Below are 17,665 nucleotides of genomic sequence, written 5' to 3'. Positions count from 1 at the left end.
GGGTTTCAGTCGAAAACGACCTCGGCGCTCTGGGCCACGCCAGCGGCGTTGCCGGCCCACAATTGCGCTTTGCCGGGTTCGACGATGCGACCGCCCACCTGGAACGGCGTGGGGACGTTCAACGGGCGGACGCCGCGATAAGCGAAATGCCGCACGCGCTTGTCGGGGTTGGCGCGGATGAAGGCGCGCAGGTTGAAGGTGGCGATCATTGGCCCGTGCACCACCAGCCCCGGATAGCCTTCGGCCTCGGTGACGTAAGGGTAGTCGTAATGAATGCGGTGGCCGTTGAAGGTCACGGCGGAGTAGCGGAACAACAGGGTCGGCGTCGGCGCAATGGTTTCGCTCCAGTCGCCCGGTTCCGGCGCTTCGCCGCTGTTGAGTTTGGGCGGGTTGGGCTCGCGGTAGACGATGTCCTGTTCTTCACGCACGCACAGCTGACCGTTCTGCGAGTAGTCATGGCGTACCGTGACGAACAGCAGCGAGCCGGTGCGCCCGTGCTTTTCCTCGATGTGCAGGAGGGTCGACAAGCGATGGGCCTCGGCGCCGACCTTGAGCGGCTCGATGAACTCGACCCGGCCACCGGCCCACATGCGGTTACGGTTGTCGGCGGGAGGCAGGAATCCGCCACGGGCGGGATGGCCATCGTCGCCCAGCTGCGCTTCGAACACCGGCTCCTGGAAGAAGCACCATTGCCAGAGCGGCGGCAGCGCAGCGCCATCGGCCGGTGTTTCTTCACCGAAGGTGGCAGCGATACGCTTGATCAGGTTGCGGCTCAGAACGTCTTCGGCCTCTTGCGTACGACCTATCCAGGCACTGAAATCCGTTGGCGCGTTCGAAACATTCATAACCAGGCTGCCTCTGCATTTGTTGTTATGGACAGATCATGCGAGCCGCTCGGCATTCTGAGAATTTGCATTTTCATATACCGGCGTTCATGTATGCTGAACGCGTCTTGTAATGTCCGGACCTGACCATGCACTTCGACCTGGCTGACCTGCGTCTTTTCATTCATATCGGTGAGTCCCCGAGCCTGACCCAGGGCGCTCGCCGGGCCTTTCTCTCGCCTGCCGCCGCCAGCGCCCGCATCAAGGCGCTGGAAGGCCAGCTCGACACCCGCCTGCTGTACCGCGACAGCCGCGGCGTGGAACTGACGCCGGCCGGGCATAAATTGCTCAAGCACGCCCGCCTGATCATGAACCAGGTGGAGTACCTGAAGGCCGAGTTCACCCACTTCGGCACGGATTCTGCCGGCCACATCCGCATCTTTGCCAACACCACGGCGGTCACCGAATTTTTGCCGGAGGTGCTGGCGGGCTTTCTCGCCAAACGTCCCGGCGTGACGGTCGACCTGCAGGAGCGCTTGTCGCGGGATATCGTGCGCGGCGTGCTGGATGGCAGCACCGACATGGGCATCATTGCAGGGCCGGTCGAGGCCGCCGGGCTGCAGGTGATTCATTTCAGCACGGACCGCCTGGTGCTCATCGTGCCCGTGGGCCATGAGCTGGCGAAGCAGAAAAAAGTCACACTGAAACAGACATTAGCGTTTCAGCACATCGGCCTGCATGAAGGCAGCACCTTGTTGAGCTTCCTGCGCGACCACGTCGAGCGGCTCGGCCAGAACCTGTCGCTGCGGATTCAAGTCTCCAGCTTCGAGGCGATCTGCCGCATGGTGGAGGCCGGCGTGGGCATCGGCATCATCCCCGAGTCCGCGGCGATGCGGCACAGTCGCACCATGCACCTGGTGACCCTCTCGCTCGACGAACCCTGGGCCGTGCGCGAGCGCAGCATCCTGGTACGTGAGCTGGACGCGCTGCCCGGCACGGTGCGGGCGTTGATTGCGACCTTGATGCCCGATGAAGACACAAAATCCGGGTAGCTCCACACGGGGCTGCCCCGAGTGCGTCACGAGCGGGCGTCAAACCTCACCTCAGAATCGCCAGGTCATGTTGGCGTTCAACGCTTGTAACCAGGCGTTGTCGAACTGACCGGAAGTGCGAGTGCCCGACACGGATTTGGTCTGGTCCACGGGCATGTCGCCGAGCCAGACCATGGCCCAGCTGACGTTGACATCGGTGTCCTTGTCCAGGGCATAGGTGGCACCCGTCGCAATGCGCCAGGATTCGCCCATGGGCACGGTGAAGGTGCGATTGTTGTCGGAGACGGCGCTGCTGTCATACGCCACGCCGACATTCCACAACAGTTGTTCGGTGGCCCGGTATTGCGCGCCGACGGAGAGATGCCAGGTGTCCTTGAATCCGGCGTCGACGGTTCTCGACTGCGAGCCAAGCGCTGTCGTGTCGACCTGCACGGCGATGTCCCCGAACTGCGACCAGTCCTGCCAGTTGGCCGACGCCAGCAACGCCCATTGCCGGTCGAGTTGCTGGAACAGGCTCAGGGTCACGGTTTGCGGCACCGTCATGTCCAGTTGGGTGTTGGTGCCATCGACCCGCTCCAGCAGGCGGCCATCGCCCTTGACGTCCAGCCCGTCTTCGAATTCCAGGTCGACCTTGCTGGTGTAAGTCAGGCCGATGCGCGTGCCCGGCTGCGGGGCGAAGATCAGGCCCAGGTTGGCACCGAAACCCCAGTCCTTGTCCTTGTACTTGAACTGGCCATCGCCGCGGTCGGTGAAGCCGAAAGGCGAGCGGTCGATGGCGGTCTGCGCTTGCAACATGCCGTACATCGCCCTCAGGCCCAGGCCCACCGACCATTGTTCATTGAAGCGGTAAGCCACGCTGGGGACCAGGGACAAACCCAGGAGGCTGGCGTTCTGCGCGAAGTAGCGACCGGACCATTCGTTGTCGTAATTGACCGCCAGCCCGAAGTCGCCGTACTGGCCGAAGCCGACGCTCCAGTGGTCGTCCAGTTCATGGCTGATGAAGAAGCTGGCGCCAGGCATCGGGTCCAGCGCATTGCCACTGCCGCTGCCCGTGCCGTTGGTGGCGGCGTCGCGATCGAAGCTCAGGTCGCCATAAAGCACCTGTAAACCACCGGTGATTTGCGTGCCCGGCAGGTAACTCATGCCCGCCGGATTACTGGCGATGGTCGAAGGGCCCTGAGCGCGGGCGGCGGCGCCGGCATTGGCCAGGCCGGCATTATCCGTGCCGACTTCGTAGAGCATGATGCCCCCGCCCCAGGCCTGCTCACAGCACAGCGCAAGCAGCGTAAGGGTGGGCAGGGCAGTTAGTCTGGTTTGCATGGAGAACCTCGGCAAACATCGATGTCCTGAACTGATGTGCTGGCGCAGCCATTGAATAAAGGTTTATTCCAGTGTGCAGTGGCCATGGCCAGCTCCGGTAACTCCCCCGAAACCCCAAGCTGGGAGTGTAGAAGCGTTTCCTCCTCTCGCCAGTTCTGCCATCCAAATTCATTGTTCACTAAACCGAACAATCAATTCACATTATTGCCGTAGTCAAGGCGACAACCGCTGCCTACTGTGGAGGTGAAATTCAGATTCCTTCACCGCAGCGAGACCTGACATGACCAACGTTAGCGACAATAAAGAAATTGCCCAGTACATCCACGGCGTCCACGTCGTCGGCAGCGGTGTGCGCACTCAACCCGTCTACAACCCGGCCACCGGCGCCGTCAGCAACCATGTGCGCCTGGGCAACTCGCAGGACGTGGATGCCGCCGTGGCCTCCGCCGAGGCTGCCTTTCCCGCCTGGTCGAACACGCCGCCCATTCGCCGGGCCCGGGTATTGTTCAAATTCCTGGAACTGTTGAACCAGCACAAAGACGAACTGGCGCACCTGATCACGGCCGAACATGGCAAGGTCTTCACCGATGCCCAGGGCGAAGTGGCCCGTGGTATCGACATCGTTGAGTTCTCTTGCGGCATCCCGCAGTTGCTCAAGGGTGACTTCTCCGATCAGGTGTCCACCAACATGGACAACTGGACGCTGCGGCAACCCTTGGGTGTCGTCGCCGGCATCACGCCGTTCAACTTTCCGGTGATGGTGCCGATGTGGATGTTCCCGGTGGCGATCGCGGCGGGCAACACCTTCATTCTCAAGCCAAGCCCGACCGATCCGAGCGCCAGCCTGTTCATGGCGGATTTGCTGAAACAGGCCGGTCTGCCTGACGGCGTGTTCAACGTGGTGCAGGGCGACAAAGAGGCGGTCGATGCGCTGCTGGTCCACCCGGATGTGAAAGCGGTGTCCTTCGTCGGCTCCACGCCGATCGCCAATTACATCTACGAGACCGGTGCTCGCCATGGCAAACGCGTGCAGGCCCTGGGCGGCGCGAAGAACCACATGGTGATCATGCCTGACGCCGACGTCGATCAAGTGGTCGACGCATTGATCGGCGCGGGTTATGGCTCGGCGGGCGAACGCTGCATGGCGATCTCGGTGGCCGTGCTGGTCGGCGATGTGGCTGACAAAGTCATGCCAAAACTGCTGGAGCGTACCAAGGCGTTGAAGGTCCTCAACGGCAGCAACCTGGCGGCTGAAATGGGCCCGATCGTCACGCCGGCCGCCCATGCCCGGATCACGGGCTATATCGAGCAGGGCATCAAGGAGGGCGCGCAATTGCTAGTGGATGGTCGTCAATTCAACAGCGCGGACGCCGGTGAAGGGTGCGAGGAAGGTTTCTGGATGGGCGGCACGCTGTTCGACCATGTCACCCCGCAAATGCGCATCTACAAAGAAGAAATTTTCGGCCCGGTGCTGGCCTGCGTGCGCGTGCCCGATTTCGCCACCGCGGTGCAGTTGGTCAACGACCACGAATTCGGCAACGGCGTGGCCTGCTTCACCCGCGATGGCAACGTGGCGCGCGAATTCAGCCGTCGCATCCAGGTCGGCATGGTCGGCATCAACGTGCCCATCCCGGTACCCATGGCCTGGCATGGCTTTGGCGGCTGGAAGAAGAGCCTCTTCGGCGACATGCATGCGTATGGAGAGGAGGGCGTGCGCTTCTACACCAAGCAAAAATCCATCATGCAGCGCTGGCCGGAAAGCATCGGCAAAGGTGCCGAGTTTGCGATGCCGACCGCGCAATAAAACCGCTGGTTCAGTGCGGGGGATGCCGGTGATCAACGAGGGTGCTCGCTGACCCGGGATGTTTGAAGCAGGGCAGGGGAGCAAAGATTGATCCGCTCCCCTGCAACGCTCGTATCAGGGTTAGCGTTCAGGTCTTGATGTCCACACTCGCCTTTGCTTTGTTCATGATGATGCGCGAAAATCGAATTAATTGTTTCCTGGAAAGAACAATCAAATCATGATCAAAGTGGAAGTCGAAAGGCTCTGGACCCATCTGCACTGGTTGGCGATCCTTGCCGAGCAGGGCACCTATACCGCGGCGGCGATCAGATTGGGGGTCAGCAAGTCGGCGGTGAGCCAGCGGATAGCCGAACTGGAAAAAGCCACGGGGCTGAGCCTGGTGCTGCGCACGACGCGCAGTGTGCGGTTGACCGATGCGGGAAACGCGCTGGTACGTGACGTGCGCAGTGCTTATGAACACATTGCCTGCAGTTTTTCCGATGTTCGAGACTCTGCAGGGGTGGCACGGGGGCTCATACGGCTGACGGCTCCGGTCGCGTTTGCCCGCCAGCAACTGATTCCGGAACTGGCCGGCTTCTTCAAGGACTATCCCGAAGTCAAAGTGCAGCTGGACGTTTCCGATCATATTTCCTCCATCGCTTCGGAGGGTTTCGATCTGGCGGTTCGGCACAGCAATCAGATCCCGGATACCCATGTCGCCTGGAAGTTGTGCGCGACGCGCTCGTTGCTGGTGGCGACCCGCAGCTATCTGGAGCAATTCGGCGAACCTCAACATCCGCAGGATCTGGTCGACCACAACTGCCTGTACTACCCGCGCGGCAACGATACGCCTGCCTGGGCATTTGAAGGCCCCGCCGCCGCGCAAGGGGAGGAGAAGCGGTTGACCGTTCCCATCAAGGGCAGCTTTGCCACCAACAATAGCGAAGCCTTGCGTGATGCGGCGCTGACCGATTTGGGCATCGCGCTGTTGCCCGACTTCAGCGCTCAGGCCGGGCTCAAGAGCGGAGCATTGGTGCAGGTGCTGCCCACGTGGAAATTGGTAGGGGCCTTTCCGGAAGACATTTACCTGGTACGTCCTTATTCCGCCCATGTGCCCAGAGCCGTTTCCGTTTTTGTCGACTACCTGCGTGGGCGGTTCACCGCCGGTTTCAGCTGACACTCGGTCACCTGTGTACTGATGGACCGGGCCAATGTGCCCCCTTGCCGGCGAAGGCGTCCTCACGGGCAATGCAAGCCTTGAGGCCGCGCGACTCAACCAGCCGCTATCGATCCAGCAGCGGCGCCAGCAAGGCACACATGCTGCGCCAGTGCGAACCCTCCCAATAAATCCGCTGGCAGGCGCTGCAGTGCAAGAAGTGCGAATACAGGGCGCCAACCCGTGGCGGCACCCGTGGCCGGGCCAGTTCCGGGCTGATCTCGTGCAGCGGCAGGTTGCAATGGAGGCACAGGCTGAATGGCCGCGCGCTACGCGCCAGGTCGAGGCGCTCGTACACTTCGCGCAGTTGCAGCGACGGTTTCAGCGCATGCACGTAACAGCCGTGGCTGATGATCCGCCGCTTGAGCAGTTCGCGGTCGCGGGTCAGTACGATACGTCCTTGATGCGCAGCGATCTCGGCGATCTGGCCATCTTCGAAACCATTGTCGTAGAGGGTGTCGAAGCCGCTCATGCGCAGCAGGCTGGCCAGCCCGCCCAGGTGCGCATCAGCAATGAAGCGCAGCACCCTCAAGGGTTGCGCCCGAACCTTCAACTGCGGACTGATGTCCAGCGCTTCGAACTTGGGATACACCGCCAGCCGGTCATCGTCGAAGATCACCCGCTCCAAGCCCACCGACTCGCCGTTGAGCAGCACCAGCTCGACCTCCGTGTGCGGTACCCCGAGCGCCTCGATCATGTGCTTGACCGTCGCCCCTCGCGCGCACTCGCAGGTAAAGGCCTGCCGCCGCCGTTCGGCCGGCAGGAAATCGTTGAGCTCCTCGTAGAAGCGGAAGGTTGCTCTGGTCATGTTGAATAGTATGGCAGAGCTGCGGAATGAGAGAGTCTGGTCCGGGGACTGGAGAAGGCAGGGGGGCAGGATGTTCACCCGCCCCTCCAGTGAACTAATCCCGTATGAAAGCGAGCAAATCGGCGTTGATTGCATCGGCGTTCGTTGTCGGCATTCCGTGCGGGTAGCCCGAGTAGGTTTTCAGCGTGCTGTTTTGCAGGAGCTTGGCTGACAAGAGCCCGGAGTTTGCATAAGGCACAATCTGATCGTCATCCCCATGCATCACCAGCACCGGGATCGTGATGCTTTTCAGATCTTCGGTAAAGTCGGTCTGGGAAAAGGCCACGATCCCATCGTAATGGGCCTTTGCACAGCCCATCATGCCTTGCCGCCACCAGTTGCGGATAATGCCCTCGGACGGTTTCGCACCCGGGCGGTTATAACCGTAGAAAGGCCCGGTTGGAACGTCGAGGTAGAACTGCGCGCGGTTGGCCTGCAGCTGTGCCTGCAAGTCATCGAATACCGACTTGGGCAAGCCGTCCGGATTGCCCGGGGTCTGAACCATCAGCGGCGGCACGGCGCTGATGATGGCAGCCTTCGACACGCGGTCTTCGCCGTGGCGAGCAATGTAATGGATGACTTCGCCACCTCCGGTGGAGTGCCCCACATGAACTGCACCCTGCACGCCAAGATGGTCGACGACCGCCGCGACGTCATCGGCATAGTGATCCATGTCGTGCCCGTCCCAGACCTGAGTGGATCGCCCGTGGCCGCGCCGGTCGTGGGCAATGACCCGGTAGCCGTTCGCCAGGAAAAACAGCATCTGCGCATCCCAGTCGTCCGCGCTCAGTGGCCATCCGTGATGGAAGAAGATCACTTGGGCGTCCCGTGGACCCCAGTCTTTGTAAAAGATCTCGACACCGTCCTGCGTAGTGACGTACCCCATGTTCGCATCTCCTGTATGAAAGGGAGGCCATGATCGGAGCAAGGCCGCCAAATGACTGAAGGTTTAATGTCAGGTTTAAGGTCTATGGTTTTTTCGGGTGGAATATGAGGATAGGCGAACTGGCGAAAATCAGCGGATTGGCGCCTTCGATAACAGCCGTTTTTAGCCCTGCCGACTGTGTCTCTGGCAACGTATGAGTGCCCCGCGTCTGGCAACCCTACACTCGGAGCAAGCTACCAACAGGGGCATACCTCACCCCCGCAAAACCCTCAAAGCCACCGTTCAATGGCAGAATCGCCTGACTTGATCGTTTTGGAGACCACCATGCTTGGCGCATTTGAACGAAGGCTCGACCCCTTTCCTCCTGACGAGGTACCACCGCCTCCCGCGGGCCTGGCCCGGTTCCTGTGGGCGTGCACACGGGGCGCCCGCGGCTATATTCTTGCGTTTGCGCTGCTCAGTGCCTGTGTGTCGATATATGAAGCCTGGCTGTTTTCTTTCCTCGGTCAGGTCGTGGATCTACTCTCGACCTGGCAGGCCGGCGGTGAGGCGGCGGCGCAGGAAAGTCGCGTGTTGTGGGGCATGGCCATCGTCATGGCGACCAGTGTCGGGCTGGTGGCGTTGCGCACCATGGTGCAGCACCAGATATTGGCGATCAACCTGCCGTTGCGGCTGCGTTGGGACTTCCACCGTTTGATGCTGCGGCAAAGCCTTTCGTTCTTTTCCGATGAGTTTTCCGGTCGGGTCACCACCAAGGTGATGCAGACGGCGCTGGCCGTGCGCGACGTGCTGTTCACCCTGATCGAGATCGCACCCGGAATCGGCGTGTATTTCATCGCGATCATTGCGCTGGCCGGCGGCTTCGCGCTGAAACTGATGCTGCCTTTCATTGCCTGGATCCTGTTGTTCGGGCTTGCCATGCGCTACTTCGTACCCCGCTTGGGGAAAGTGGGGCAGGAACAGGCGCATGCGCGCTCCTCGATGACCGGACGTATCTCGGACGCCTATACCAACATCACGACCGTGAAGCTGTTCTCCCATTCCAATCGTGAAGCGCACTTCGCGCGTGCGGCAATGGAGGATTTCAAGCAGACCGGCTTTCGCCAGATGCGCCTCGTCAGCCAGTTCGAGATCGTCAACCAGGCATTGGTGGTGGCCTTGATCATGGCAGCAGGCGGTTATGCCCTGTGGCTATGGCATCAAGGGGAAGTCGGCGCAGGTGCCGTGGCGGCAATCACCGCCATGGCGTTGCGTATCAATGGCATGTCGCACTGGATCATGTGGCAAATGACCTCGCTGTTCGAGAGCATCGGCACCGTGCAGGATGGCATGGCCACACTGACCCGCGGCCCCAAGGTGCAGGATGCGCCGGACGCGGGTGTGCTGGTGACCTCCGGCGGGGCGGTGACATTCGACAATGTCAGCTTCAACTACAACGGCGAACGCCAGGTGCTCGATGGCCTGAGCCTGAACATTCGCCCGGGTGAAAAAATCGGTCTGGTTGGCCGCTCTGGCGCCGGCAAATCCACGCTGATCAACCTGCTGCTGCGCTTCTACGACGTCGACGGCGGGCAGATTCGCATTGATGGGCAAGACATCGCGCACGTAACGCAAGACAGCTTGCGCAGTGCCATCGGCATGGTCACCCAGGATACTTCCCTTTTGCACCGGTCCATTCGCGACAATATCGCCTACGGCCGCCCCGATGCGAGCGACGCGCAAATCCGCAGCGCCGCGGCCAATGCCCAGGCCGATGAGTTCATCAGCCAACTGAGTGACCGACAAGGCCACACCGGCTACGACACCCTGGTCGGCGAGCGCGGCATCAAACTGTCGGGCGGCCAGCGCCAGCGCGTCGCCATTGCCCGGGTGATGCTCAAGAACGCCCCGATCCTGCTACTCGACGAGGCTACCAGCGCGCTGGATTCGGAAGTCGAAGTGGCCATTCAGGAAAGCCTCGATGAAATGATGCAGGGCAAGACCGTGATCGCCATCGCCCATCGGCTGTCGACGATTGCGGCAATGGATCGACTGATTGTCATGGATGACGGACGCATCGTCGAACAGGGCACCCACACCGAATTGCTCGCCAGGAACGGCATCTATGCGCGGTTGTGGCACCACCAGAGTGGCGGGTTTCTGGGTGAGGATCTGCAGGCGGCCGAGGTTGTGGATCAGGTCTGAGCGTGAGCGACACCGCCGGGTCCGGAAGCGGTCGTTTACGGTGGCCGTTGCAGCGGGAACTTCAGGGTATTGGCCAGGTCAATGGGGGCCCTGTATCGCAAATGCCGAGCAGCGCTGTGGTCTGTTTTACGGCCGTGTCGTTCGAGATCAGTCGAGTCCGCCCCCTGATGCCAATCAAGAGTTTTCTGCCAAGTCTCATCCTGGTGTGCTGCGCGGTCGCATCGCTTTGTTCGGTTGCTGCCGAGCGCAGGGCGCCAGCGCAAAGTAACAGCGCATCAACCACCCTGATCGAAACCGCCTCGCGGCAGTATGAACTTGGCGAGTTGGACCAGGCCGCTGCCTCGCTGGAGCGTGCCCTGCACATCCAGCCGAACAATCCCGCGACGCTGCATTACCTCGGTGTGTTGCGCCTTCAGCAGGGGCAGTACCAGCAGGCTGAAACCTTGGCGGCGCGCTCGAACATCCGGGTCGGTCGCAACGTTGAGTTACGCAACCGCAACTTCCAACTGATCCAGGCGGCGCAGCAAGCACAGGCTTCGAATACCCCACCCAATGCCAGAGAGAACCAGGTTGCAGTACAGAAGGGGCTGGAAGAAGAGACCCAACGGCGCCGCGCAGCAGAAATGGCCGTTGTTGAACAATCCACTCCGGACCCTGGACGCGACGCTGGCAACTACGCTCGCGCAACGGCAGACCAGGCATTGGATTCACCGACGGCTGGCAGGCCTCGGCCCGAAGGAACATTGCAGAGGGCTTCCGTCGAGCCAGCACCTGCGTACGATGGGGTTGAGATTCCTCGTGGCCATTTGCCGCCTCCGGGCAAATGCCGAATCTGGTTTCCCGATCGTCCGCCGGGGCATCAGCCCAAACCCGGCAAATGCAAGAAGCTGCGACATCGGGTTCCGTCAGGAGCTTACCTGGTGCACGGTTGAGTTTCCGAGTGTCCACTTCTGGCAGGCAGCCATCCTGCTATCCGAGCAGGCCTGCGCCGTAACAGGCGGCGATGACAATGAGCATGAGAAAACACACCAACTGCACGCAAAAGAAGGTAAACCGGACCGCAACAAACGTATCGGTTTGCACATGGCAGACGTGAACCAGAGACTGGCACACGCGACCGACGCGGGGCCGGTCGCCGCTGTCGATCATTGACTCATGATGGGCGCCAGCGCGGCCTGAATCCTCGACATTTGCGCAGGGGTTGTCATGCCCGTCAGCAGCCGGCCAAAGTGTGGATGCTGCACGCCCGAGACAATGTATTGCCAGCGGTAGGCGCTCAGCACCGAGGCCTTGATTTGCGCTGTTTCATCGACACTGAACGAGCGTGAAGCGTTGCCAATGAAGTAGTCGGCATCGGCTGCCGATTGTGCCTGCAGGATGGCGTCGACGGCCGCCACTAGCGCAATCAGATCATTCACGGCCTGGTCGTGTTCGGCTGGCGAGAGTTTCGCGTGCTCCGCTTTCCACTCCAGTTCATCCAGCACGACGTGCCGGCTTTCATCCATCCAGTGAAATTTGAAAACATCCTTGAACAGTGGGCACAACTCCTCGCGCGGGGCGATGCTTTGCTTGTAGTGCGTTTGCACGAACAGTTCGATATGACAGGTCAGCGCCAGCACCGACCAGCTGCTGGACGCCAGTACCGCCCGCGCCACATCGTTTGGATCGGCCACTTGACGATATCCCGCCGGCAACTGCGCACCCATCATCGCCTCTATGCGCCGGAACAGCTCCTGGTGCTTGATCTCGTCATTGGAAAAGTGCACCAGCGCTTCGAGTGCGAGTTGGTCGTCAAATACATGGGCCCGACCTTGGTCGAGCATTTTGGCACTGATAAAACGCTCGACCAGGCCAAACATATAGGCGTAGGTTCGGCCTTGAATCTGACTGAGCAGGCGCGCCTCGTCCGCGATGAGAAAGGTCAGGCCGTCGATCTGCGAGAGTCCGTCGGGCAAGAATTTGCGCGAGAAGTCGAAACGCCGGTCCTGGAGCAAATCGCGATCGATCTGCCATTGCGTTTTCTTCGATGATCTGACGATTTGAGCGTAACGGGCGGCGTTGCCCGAATCTGGGCCGGGTACGGTAGCGATGCTGTTCATATCGATCTCCTGCTTCCCTGGTCGAGTGGGAAGGGGCTATTAGGATTAACGTCGAACCCTGTGACCGTTGGTGGAGACTCTGGGAGAGCCTCGATCACCGAGTCCGCGTTGGTGCTAATCTAGGCTTCGCAGTTCAGGCGAAGAATGATCGATACGCTTGATTACATGCTCCAGACTCCGGAAGGGAGGGCTGGCCGGTGTTGGATGCGTTTTCTGATGTCTTGCGGGTGATTCGGCTGTCTGGAGGGGTGTTCCTCGAGGCCGAATTCACTGCGCCCTGGTGCATCAACGGCAGAATTTCCGCGGACGATTGCAAGCCGTTCCTGGCCGCCCCCCGGCAGGTCATCGCATCGCATTTTGTCACCGCGGGGCACATGCAATTACGCATCGACGGGGGGGCCAGCGTCGACGTGCGGGCAGGCGAACTCATTCTGCTTCCACGCAATGACGCTCACTCTTTTGGCAGCGACCTGAGCCTTTCGCCCATGCCGGGACGCGAAGTCATCCAACGGCCGGAAATCGGCGGCATTTCACAAATCAAGTACGGCGGGGGCGGCGAAGCCACGCAGTTATTGTGCGGATTCCTCGGCTCTGAAATACCCTTCAGTCCGTTACTGTCGTCGCTGCCTTCCTTATTGAAACTGGACGTGCGCGCAACCGCTTCGGGCGCCTGGATTGAAAGCTCATTCCGTTTCGCAATCAGTCAGATCGCGGCGGGGCGCGTCGGCTCCACAACGGTCATCGCCAAGCTATCCGAATTGCTGTTCGTCGAGGCCGTCAGCCAGTATGTTGCGAGCCTCCCGGCGGAGCGACTCGGGTGGCTGGCGGGCTTGCGCGATCCTCATATCGGGCGCGCGCTGGCCCTGCTCCATGCTCGTCCGGTCGAGGGCTGGACGGCAGAAGCCCTGGCGCTGGAAGTGGGCCTGTCGCGCTCGGTGTTCGCGGAGCGATTCACCGCCCTGGTCGGACAGCCACCGATGCAATACCTGACCCTCTGGCGCATGCACGTGGCGGCGCAACAGCTGCGCGAAGGTCGCGGTAATGTGGCGCAAATCGGCTTTGCAGTGGGTTACGAATCCGAAGCGGCGTTCAGTCGCGCGTTCAAGCGCCAGTTTGGTGTGTCACCTGGCAGTTGGCGCAGGCAATCGGTGTGAGAAAGTCCGCTGGAGCGTCGTACAGAAACAGAGCCTGTCCTTTCCTGCGATATCTTGAGCGCGCCTGGTTTGGGACTACGCTAAAGCCATGCGGATCATCGATCAATGACGACCCACCGTTCGCGCTGCGTCCGCCCCTGGAGCGCCCAATGCCGCCCATCACCACTCGCCTGGTGGCGCTGTTTGTCCTGTGCCTGGCGCTGGATGCGCCTGCCCAGACCAACGCCTGCCCACCTGGCGAGAAACAAGTGTGCCTGGACAGCTGCATCTGCCTGCCAGATCCCATGGGCCTGCTCGGCATGCCTGATGGCATCTACCAGATCGCAGCGCCTGCCCTGGCGCTGTGGCTGACCCAAGCCCGCGCTGAAGCCGCCAGCGCCGGTACCCAACCCATCCCGCCGCACATCCGCGAGCAACTTCTGCGCTGGTACGACCCGGGCGTCCTCGATACTGCGCGCTACAAAGTCAGCGACAACGGTCAATTCAGCGCCGCCACGGCGATGCTGCAAAACCCCGATGTCGGTGCCGTGACGCTGATCGACATCATCCTCTTCCGGGACGCTCAAAGCGCGGAGCAGAACATTGCGCTCTGGGCTCACGAACTAAAGCACGTGCAGCAGTATCAGGAATGGGGAGTGGAAGGATTTGCCCAGCGCTATACGCAGGATTTCAATGCGGTGGAGGCACCGGCTTATGCTATACAGGTCGAGGTCAGGCGGGCGGTCGGCGCTATACCGCCTGCACGCCCGTAAAGAACTGCGACCCTTCATTTTTCAAGATGCTCAGCAGCAATTGCGCGCTCGGCGACAGGTAGGCGCCCATGCGAACGAATACGACGATGGTGCGTTTCATCGTGGTTTCCTTGAGCGCCACCTCTCGAAGGTGCGTCACCCCTTTGACGTCTTCGAGGGTCTCCCGGGCCAGGAAGCACAGCAGGTGGGTTTCGCCAATCAGGCGCGGCAACAGTGAAATCGAAGTGGTCTCGATCTGCACCCGGGGCAGGGGCAGGTCTCGCGCTTGAAAGGCATTGTCTATCCAGCGCCGCGCGGCCACGGTGGTCGCGGGCAGCACCCAGCGGTATTGGCACAAGTCGCGCATCTGGTAGCTGGCATTGAATAGCGGATGATGCCGGCTGGCGACCACCACCGCTTCATCATCGAACAGGGCATGGGTATCGAGCAGCGGGTCCGCTTCGTACTGCGGGCAGATCACCATGTCCAATCGGCCGGATAACAGCCCTTCGCGCAGGAAATCGTCCTGGCCGATCACCAGGTTCAAGGTGACTTCCGGCGCGCGGGAAAGCAATGCGCCGGTCAGGTGCGGCAGCAGGTTGTCGGCCATGGACGCAGCGCAGCCCAGGCGTATGTTGCCCATGACCCCGCTGGCAAAATCGCGCACTTCGCGCTGGGTTTCAGCGATGCTCTGCTGCAACTGCTTGCCGCGTACTTTCAGCAGTTCGCCCACCGGCGTGAGTTTGATCCGTCGCCCGTCACGTTCGAACAGGCGGGCGCCCAATGACTCTTCAAGTCGTTGAATGCTCTTGGTCAGTGCCGGCTGGCTCCGGTTGAGTTTTTCCGCTGCCTTGCCCAGGTGGCCCAGCGCGGCAATGGTTTCAAAATAGACGAGGTCGCGCAGTTCCATACCTATAACTCACAGTTATCAATTCATCACTATTAGAAAATAGACTTGATCGAACCCGCTATCAATAATTGCTCCTGTCGATAGCTCGCCACCACCCCGGGGGCGTTCCACCTTTGGAGCGTGATTTTGTCTTTTCTTCCACGGCGACTTCTCCATACCCCTCCCGTCCAATGGATCGCGTTATTGCTGCTGGCCGGGGCAGGCGGTCAGTTATTGAAGTTTCTGCAGGTGCCCGCCGGGGAGTTTTTAGGGCCGATGCTCGTGGCTATCGGGTTTGGTGTGTGCGGTGCGAGCATTCGTGTGCACCGCCATGCGTTCAGACTGGGGCAGGGGGCCGTGGGTATTCTTGCCGCGCATTCCATGACCCTGGCGGTACTCACTTCACTCGCCCAGTCCTGGCCCATGATGCTTTTTGCAACGATGCTGACCGTGTGCCTCAGTGCGCTGGTCGGCCTTGCCATGGTGCGCTTGGGCGGTATACCCGCCAGTACGGCGGCCTGGGGGGTGGCGCCGGGCGCTGCTTCAGTGATGGTCTCGATGTCTGAAGACTTCGGCGCCGACTCGCGGGTGGTCGCCACCATGCAGTACGTTCGGGTGGTGTGCGTGGTGCTGATCGGTGCACTGGTCAGTCATTGGCTGGGGGCACCGACCGGGCGCAGCGAGTTGCACGCGGCAAGCGCTGTGTTGCCACACTTCAATCTGTTGGACGTGGTGCTCACCCTGGCTACGCTGCTGGCGGGTGTCGCATTGGGTAATGCCATTCCGGCCGGCGCACTGCTCATGCCTTTGCTGCTGGGGGCCGTCTTGCAAATGAGCGGCTTGTTGCAAATAACCATGCCTGGCTGGCTGCTTGCCACGGCGTACGGAGCGATTGGTTGCTACGTGGGCCTGGGCTTTGATCGCCTGACGATCCGTTACGTTTGGCGGCGGATGCCGGCGATGATCCTTGGCGCGGTGGTGATGATTGCAGTGTGTGCGTTGTCAGCCTTTTTGCTGGCGGCGCTGCTTGATAAGGATTTTCTCTCGGTTTACCTGGCCACCAGCCCGGGCGGGCTGGATTCCATGGCGATCATTGCGGTGGACACCCACTCCGATGTCGGGCTGGTACTGGCCATGCAGACTTTGCGCTTGTTCGTGGTGCTGCTGACGGGCGCATATTTGGCGCGCTTGATCATTCGGTTGGCGAGTCGCTGGGAAGTGGTCCGGACCTGATGCGCCCGCGGTGTCCTGGAGTCCATCGCGAGCGCGCTCGCTCCTACCTTTGAACAGCGCTGTTGTGAAGGTGCCGCTCAGTGCCCGGCTGTCAGCCCGACCTCACAGGTGATCCGCATCGATCACCGCCTTGGCGAACGCCTGCGGGTCTTCCTGGGGCAGGTTGTGGCCGATGCCGCCGCTGATCAGCCGGAACTCGTATTTGCCGGTGAAGCGCTTGGCGTAATCCTCGGGGGCCGGGTGCGGGGCGCCGTTGGCATCGCCTTCCAGGGTAATGGTCGGCACACTGATGGCAGGTGCCGTGGCCAGTTTCTGTTCGAGCGCTTCGTAGCGGCTTTCGCCCTGGACCAGGCCCAGGCGCCAGCGGTAGTTGAATACAGTGATGTCGACATGGTCGGGGTTGTCCAGCGCCTTGGCACTGCGCTCGAAGGTGGCGTCATCGAAGGCCCATTGCGGCGATGCCAATTGCCAGATCAGCCTGGCAAAGTCGTGGGTGTTTTTCTCGTACCCGGCGCGGCCGCGGTCGGTGGCGAAGTAGAACTGATACCACCACTGCAACTCAGCCTTGGGTGGCAGCGGGTTCTTGCCGGCCGCCTGGTTGCCGATCAGATAGCCGCTGACCGAGACCAGCGCCTTGACCCGTTCCGGCCACAGCGCCGAGACGATGCCGGCCGAACGCGCGCCCCAATCATAGCCGCCGAGTACGGCTTGCTTGATTTTCAGTGCATCCATGAAGTCGATGACGTCACTGGCCAGCGCAGCGGGTTGGCCATTGCGCAGGGTTTTGTCCGAAAGAAAATGCGTGTCGCCGTAGCCTCGCGCATAGGGCATCAACACACGATAGCCCTTGGCTGCCAGCAAGGGAGCGACCTCGTCATAGCTGTGAATGTCGTACGGCCAGCCATGCAGGAGTATGACCACCGGCCCGTCGGCGGGGCCTGTTTCGGCGTACGCCACGTTCAGCAGCCCGGCGTTGACATGCTTCAACGGGCCGAACGGAGAGGGGGATGCATGAGTGGCGCCGGCGTTGGTCGCGGCGGGCTGCGCGGCGGTGCTGGTTTGCGCCTGGGCCGCACCGAGAACGCCGAACAGGGCGAACGCGAGGAGCGACGAGCCGAGCAGACGGCGGCGGGTTTTGCCGGTTGTATCCTGCAGTGCCATTTTCATGCTGATGTCTCCGTTACAAGCCGTGGCAAGGGGGGCTGAATGATCCCTTTGAAACCTGGGTTGCATTTGAACGCGGCAACGTATCCGGCCTGTGTCGAACCGTAGGCCGGGTGAAAACCTGTGTATCAAGATGCCAGTTAGACATACGTTGATACACAGTGCAGCAGCAGAATCGCTACGGATGATTAAAAACTAAGCGGGCAGAACGATTCGGCGCCACACGGCTCCGATCACGCAGCATTGCTCGCGCCGGATCGGGTTGGAGTCTTACGTGTCATGC

At 61.2% G+C, this 17,665-nt stretch carries 15 protein-coding genes and 1 pseudogene; 8 read left to right on the top strand and 8 right to left on the bottom strand.

Going from position 1 to position 17,665, the window contains the following annotated elements:
• Positions 1-5: 5 nt before the first annotated feature.
• Positions 6-845: an HTD2 family dehydratase gene (locus PMA3_RS18305; protein WP_064678501.1), complete on the bottom strand. Its 840-nt coding sequence runs from the start codon at positions 843-845 to the stop codon at positions 6-8.
• 128 nt (positions 846-973) lie between these two features.
• Between PMA3_RS18305 and PMA3_RS18300 the strand changes: the two genes are divergently transcribed.
• Complete coding sequence (locus PMA3_RS18300; RefSeq protein ID WP_064678500.1) at positions 974-1,876, top strand: LysR family transcriptional regulator; 903 nt, start codon at positions 974-976, stop codon at positions 1,874-1,876.
• 51 nt (positions 1,877-1,927) lie between these two features.
• Here the strand turns inward: PMA3_RS18300 and PMA3_RS18295 are convergent, their stop codons facing one another.
• Positions 1,928-3,196 (bottom strand): OmpP1/FadL family transporter, encoded by a 1,269-nt coding sequence (locus PMA3_RS18295; RefSeq protein WP_064678499.1) that lies wholly within the window; start codon positions 3,194-3,196, stop codon positions 1,928-1,930.
• A 280-nt stretch (positions 3,197-3,476) separates the two neighbouring features.
• Here PMA3_RS18295 and PMA3_RS18290 point away from each other — a divergent pair, with 280 nt between their 5' ends.
• Entirely contained in the window at positions 3,477-5,000 is a 1,524-nt protein-coding gene (locus PMA3_RS18290; protein WP_064678498.1) for a CoA-acylating methylmalonate-semialdehyde dehydrogenase, read from the top strand.
• A gap of 217 nt (positions 5,001-5,217) precedes the next feature.
• The gene (locus PMA3_RS18285) at positions 5,218-6,156 is read left to right on the top strand and encodes a LysR family transcriptional regulator (RefSeq protein ID WP_064678497.1); all 939 of its coding nucleotides are present in this window, start codon (positions 5,218-5,220) and stop codon (positions 6,154-6,156) included.
• A 106-nt stretch (positions 6,157-6,262) separates the two neighbouring features.
• Here the strand turns inward: PMA3_RS18285 and PMA3_RS18280 are convergent, their stop codons facing one another.
• Together PMA3_RS18280 and PMA3_RS18275 are read right to left on the bottom strand one after the other, a co-directional pair.
• A complete protein-coding gene (locus tag PMA3_RS18280) occupies positions 6,263-7,003 on the bottom strand; it encodes a Mut7-C RNAse domain-containing protein (RefSeq protein ID WP_064678496.1) in 741 nt (246 codons plus the stop codon).
• Positions 7,004-7,097: 94 nt separating this feature from the next.
• Positions 7,098-7,928 (bottom strand): alpha/beta fold hydrolase, encoded by an 831-nt coding sequence (locus PMA3_RS18275; protein WP_064678495.1) that lies wholly within the window; start codon positions 7,926-7,928, stop codon positions 7,098-7,100.
• 324 nt (positions 7,929-8,252) lie between these two features.
• On the opposite strand from PMA3_RS18275, the gene PMA3_RS18270 reads away from it, so the two are divergent.
• Positions 8,253-10,112: an ABC transporter ATP-binding protein gene (locus PMA3_RS18270; protein ID WP_064678494.1), complete on the top strand. Its 1,860-nt coding sequence runs from the start codon at positions 8,253-8,255 to the stop codon at positions 10,110-10,112.
• A gap of 167 nt (positions 10,113-10,279) precedes the next feature.
• Positions 10,280-11,044, top strand: a complete 765-nt coding sequence (locus PMA3_RS30935) for a tetratricopeptide repeat protein (protein WP_082930485.1) — start codon at positions 10,280-10,282, stop codon at positions 11,042-11,044.
• Positions 11,045-11,081: 37 nt separating this feature from the next.
• On the opposite strand, the pseudogene PMA3_RS33205 reads toward PMA3_RS30935, so the two are convergent.
• Both PMA3_RS33205 and PMA3_RS18260 read right to left on the bottom strand, forming a co-directional pair.
• A pseudogene (locus PMA3_RS33205) lies at positions 11,082-11,234 on the bottom strand (MAPEG family protein); the annotation flags it as partial.
• A 23-nt stretch (positions 11,235-11,257) separates the two neighbouring features.
• Positions 11,258-12,211 (bottom strand): diiron oxygenase, encoded by a 954-nt coding sequence (locus tag PMA3_RS18260; RefSeq protein WP_064678492.1) that lies wholly within the window; start codon positions 12,209-12,211, stop codon positions 11,258-11,260.
• A gap of 197 nt (positions 12,212-12,408) precedes the next feature.
• Between PMA3_RS18260 and PMA3_RS18255 the strand changes: the two genes are divergently transcribed.
• Together PMA3_RS18255 and PMA3_RS18250 are read left to right on the top strand one after the other, a co-directional pair.
• Entirely contained in the window at positions 12,409-13,365 is a 957-nt protein-coding gene (locus PMA3_RS18255) for an AraC family transcriptional regulator (RefSeq protein WP_064678491.1), read from the top strand.
• A gap of 149 nt (positions 13,366-13,514) precedes the next feature.
• Entirely contained in the window at positions 13,515-14,117 is a 603-nt protein-coding gene (locus PMA3_RS18250; RefSeq protein WP_064678490.1) for an eCIS core domain-containing protein, read from the top strand.
• Here the strand turns inward: PMA3_RS18250 and PMA3_RS18245 are convergent.
• Positions 14,095-15,006: a LysR family transcriptional regulator gene (locus PMA3_RS18245; protein ID WP_064678489.1), complete on the bottom strand. Its 912-nt coding sequence runs from the start codon at positions 15,004-15,006 to the stop codon at positions 14,095-14,097. The genes PMA3_RS18250 and PMA3_RS18245 overlap by 23 nt on opposite strands.
• A 126-nt stretch (positions 15,007-15,132) precedes the next feature.
• Here PMA3_RS18245 and PMA3_RS18240 point away from each other — a divergent pair, with 126 nt between their 5' ends.
• Positions 15,133-16,218: an AbrB family transcriptional regulator gene (locus tag PMA3_RS18240; protein WP_064678488.1), complete on the top strand. Its 1,086-nt coding sequence runs from the start codon at positions 15,133-15,135 to the stop codon at positions 16,216-16,218.
• Positions 16,219-16,320: 102 nt separating this feature from the next.
• On the opposite strand, the gene PMA3_RS18235 is transcribed toward PMA3_RS18240, so the two are convergent.
• Entirely contained in the window at positions 16,321-17,385 is a 1,065-nt protein-coding gene (locus tag PMA3_RS18235; RefSeq protein ID WP_064678487.1) for an alpha/beta fold hydrolase, read from the bottom strand.
• Positions 17,386-17,665: the final 280 nt, after the last annotated feature.

This window comes from Pseudomonas silesiensis (assembly GCF_001661075.1).
Taxonomy (GTDB): Bacteria; Pseudomonadota; Gammaproteobacteria; order Pseudomonadales; family Pseudomonadaceae; genus Aquipseudomonas; species Aquipseudomonas silesiensis.
Note: the sequence above shows the minus strand (reverse complement) of the source record. Positions and strands in the feature narration are given on the sequence as shown.

What these genes read in the sequence shown, in the direction of transcription:
- PMA3_RS18250 (WP_064678490.1), top strand. Translation starts at nt 13,515, where the DNA reads ATGCCGCCCATCACCACTCGCCTGGTGGCGCTGTTTGTCCTGTGCCTG.
- PMA3_RS18295 (WP_064678499.1), bottom strand. Translation starts at nt 3,196, where the DNA reads ATGCAAACCAGACTAACTGCCCTGCCCACCCTTACGCTGCTTGCGCTG.
- PMA3_RS18300 (WP_064678500.1), top strand. Translation starts at nt 974, where the DNA reads ATGCACTTCGACCTGGCTGACCTGCGTCTTTTCATTCATATCGGTGAG.
- PMA3_RS18260 (WP_064678492.1), bottom strand. Translation starts at nt 12,211, where the DNA reads ATGAACAGCATCGCTACCGTACCCGGCCCAGATTCGGGCAACGCCGCC.
- PMA3_RS18235 (WP_064678487.1), bottom strand. Translation starts at nt 17,385, where the DNA reads ATGAAAATGGCACTGCAGGATACAACCGGCAAAACCCGCCGCCGTCTG.
- PMA3_RS18290 (WP_064678498.1), top strand. Translation starts at nt 3,477, where the DNA reads ATGACCAACGTTAGCGACAATAAAGAAATTGCCCAGTACATCCACGGC.
- PMA3_RS18305 (WP_064678501.1), bottom strand. Translation starts at nt 845, where the DNA reads ATGAATGTTTCGAACGCGCCAACGGATTTCAGTGCCTGGATAGGTCGT.
- PMA3_RS18285 (WP_064678497.1), top strand. Translation starts at nt 5,218, where the DNA reads ATGATCAAAGTGGAAGTCGAAAGGCTCTGGACCCATCTGCACTGGTTG.
- PMA3_RS30935 (WP_082930485.1), top strand. Translation starts at nt 10,280, where the DNA reads ATGCCAATCAAGAGTTTTCTGCCAAGTCTCATCCTGGTGTGCTGCGCG.
- PMA3_RS18280 (WP_064678496.1), bottom strand. Translation starts at nt 7,003, where the DNA reads ATGACCAGAGCAACCTTCCGCTTCTACGAGGAGCTCAACGATTTCCTG.
- PMA3_RS18275 (WP_064678495.1), bottom strand. Translation starts at nt 7,928, where the DNA reads ATGGGGTACGTCACTACGCAGGACGGTGTCGAGATCTTTTACAAAGAC.
- PMA3_RS18245 (WP_064678489.1), bottom strand. Translation starts at nt 15,006, where the DNA reads ATGGAACTGCGCGACCTCGTCTATTTTGAAACCATTGCCGCGCTGGGC.
- PMA3_RS18270 (WP_064678494.1), top strand. Translation starts at nt 8,253, where the DNA reads ATGCTTGGCGCATTTGAACGAAGGCTCGACCCCTTTCCTCCTGACGAG.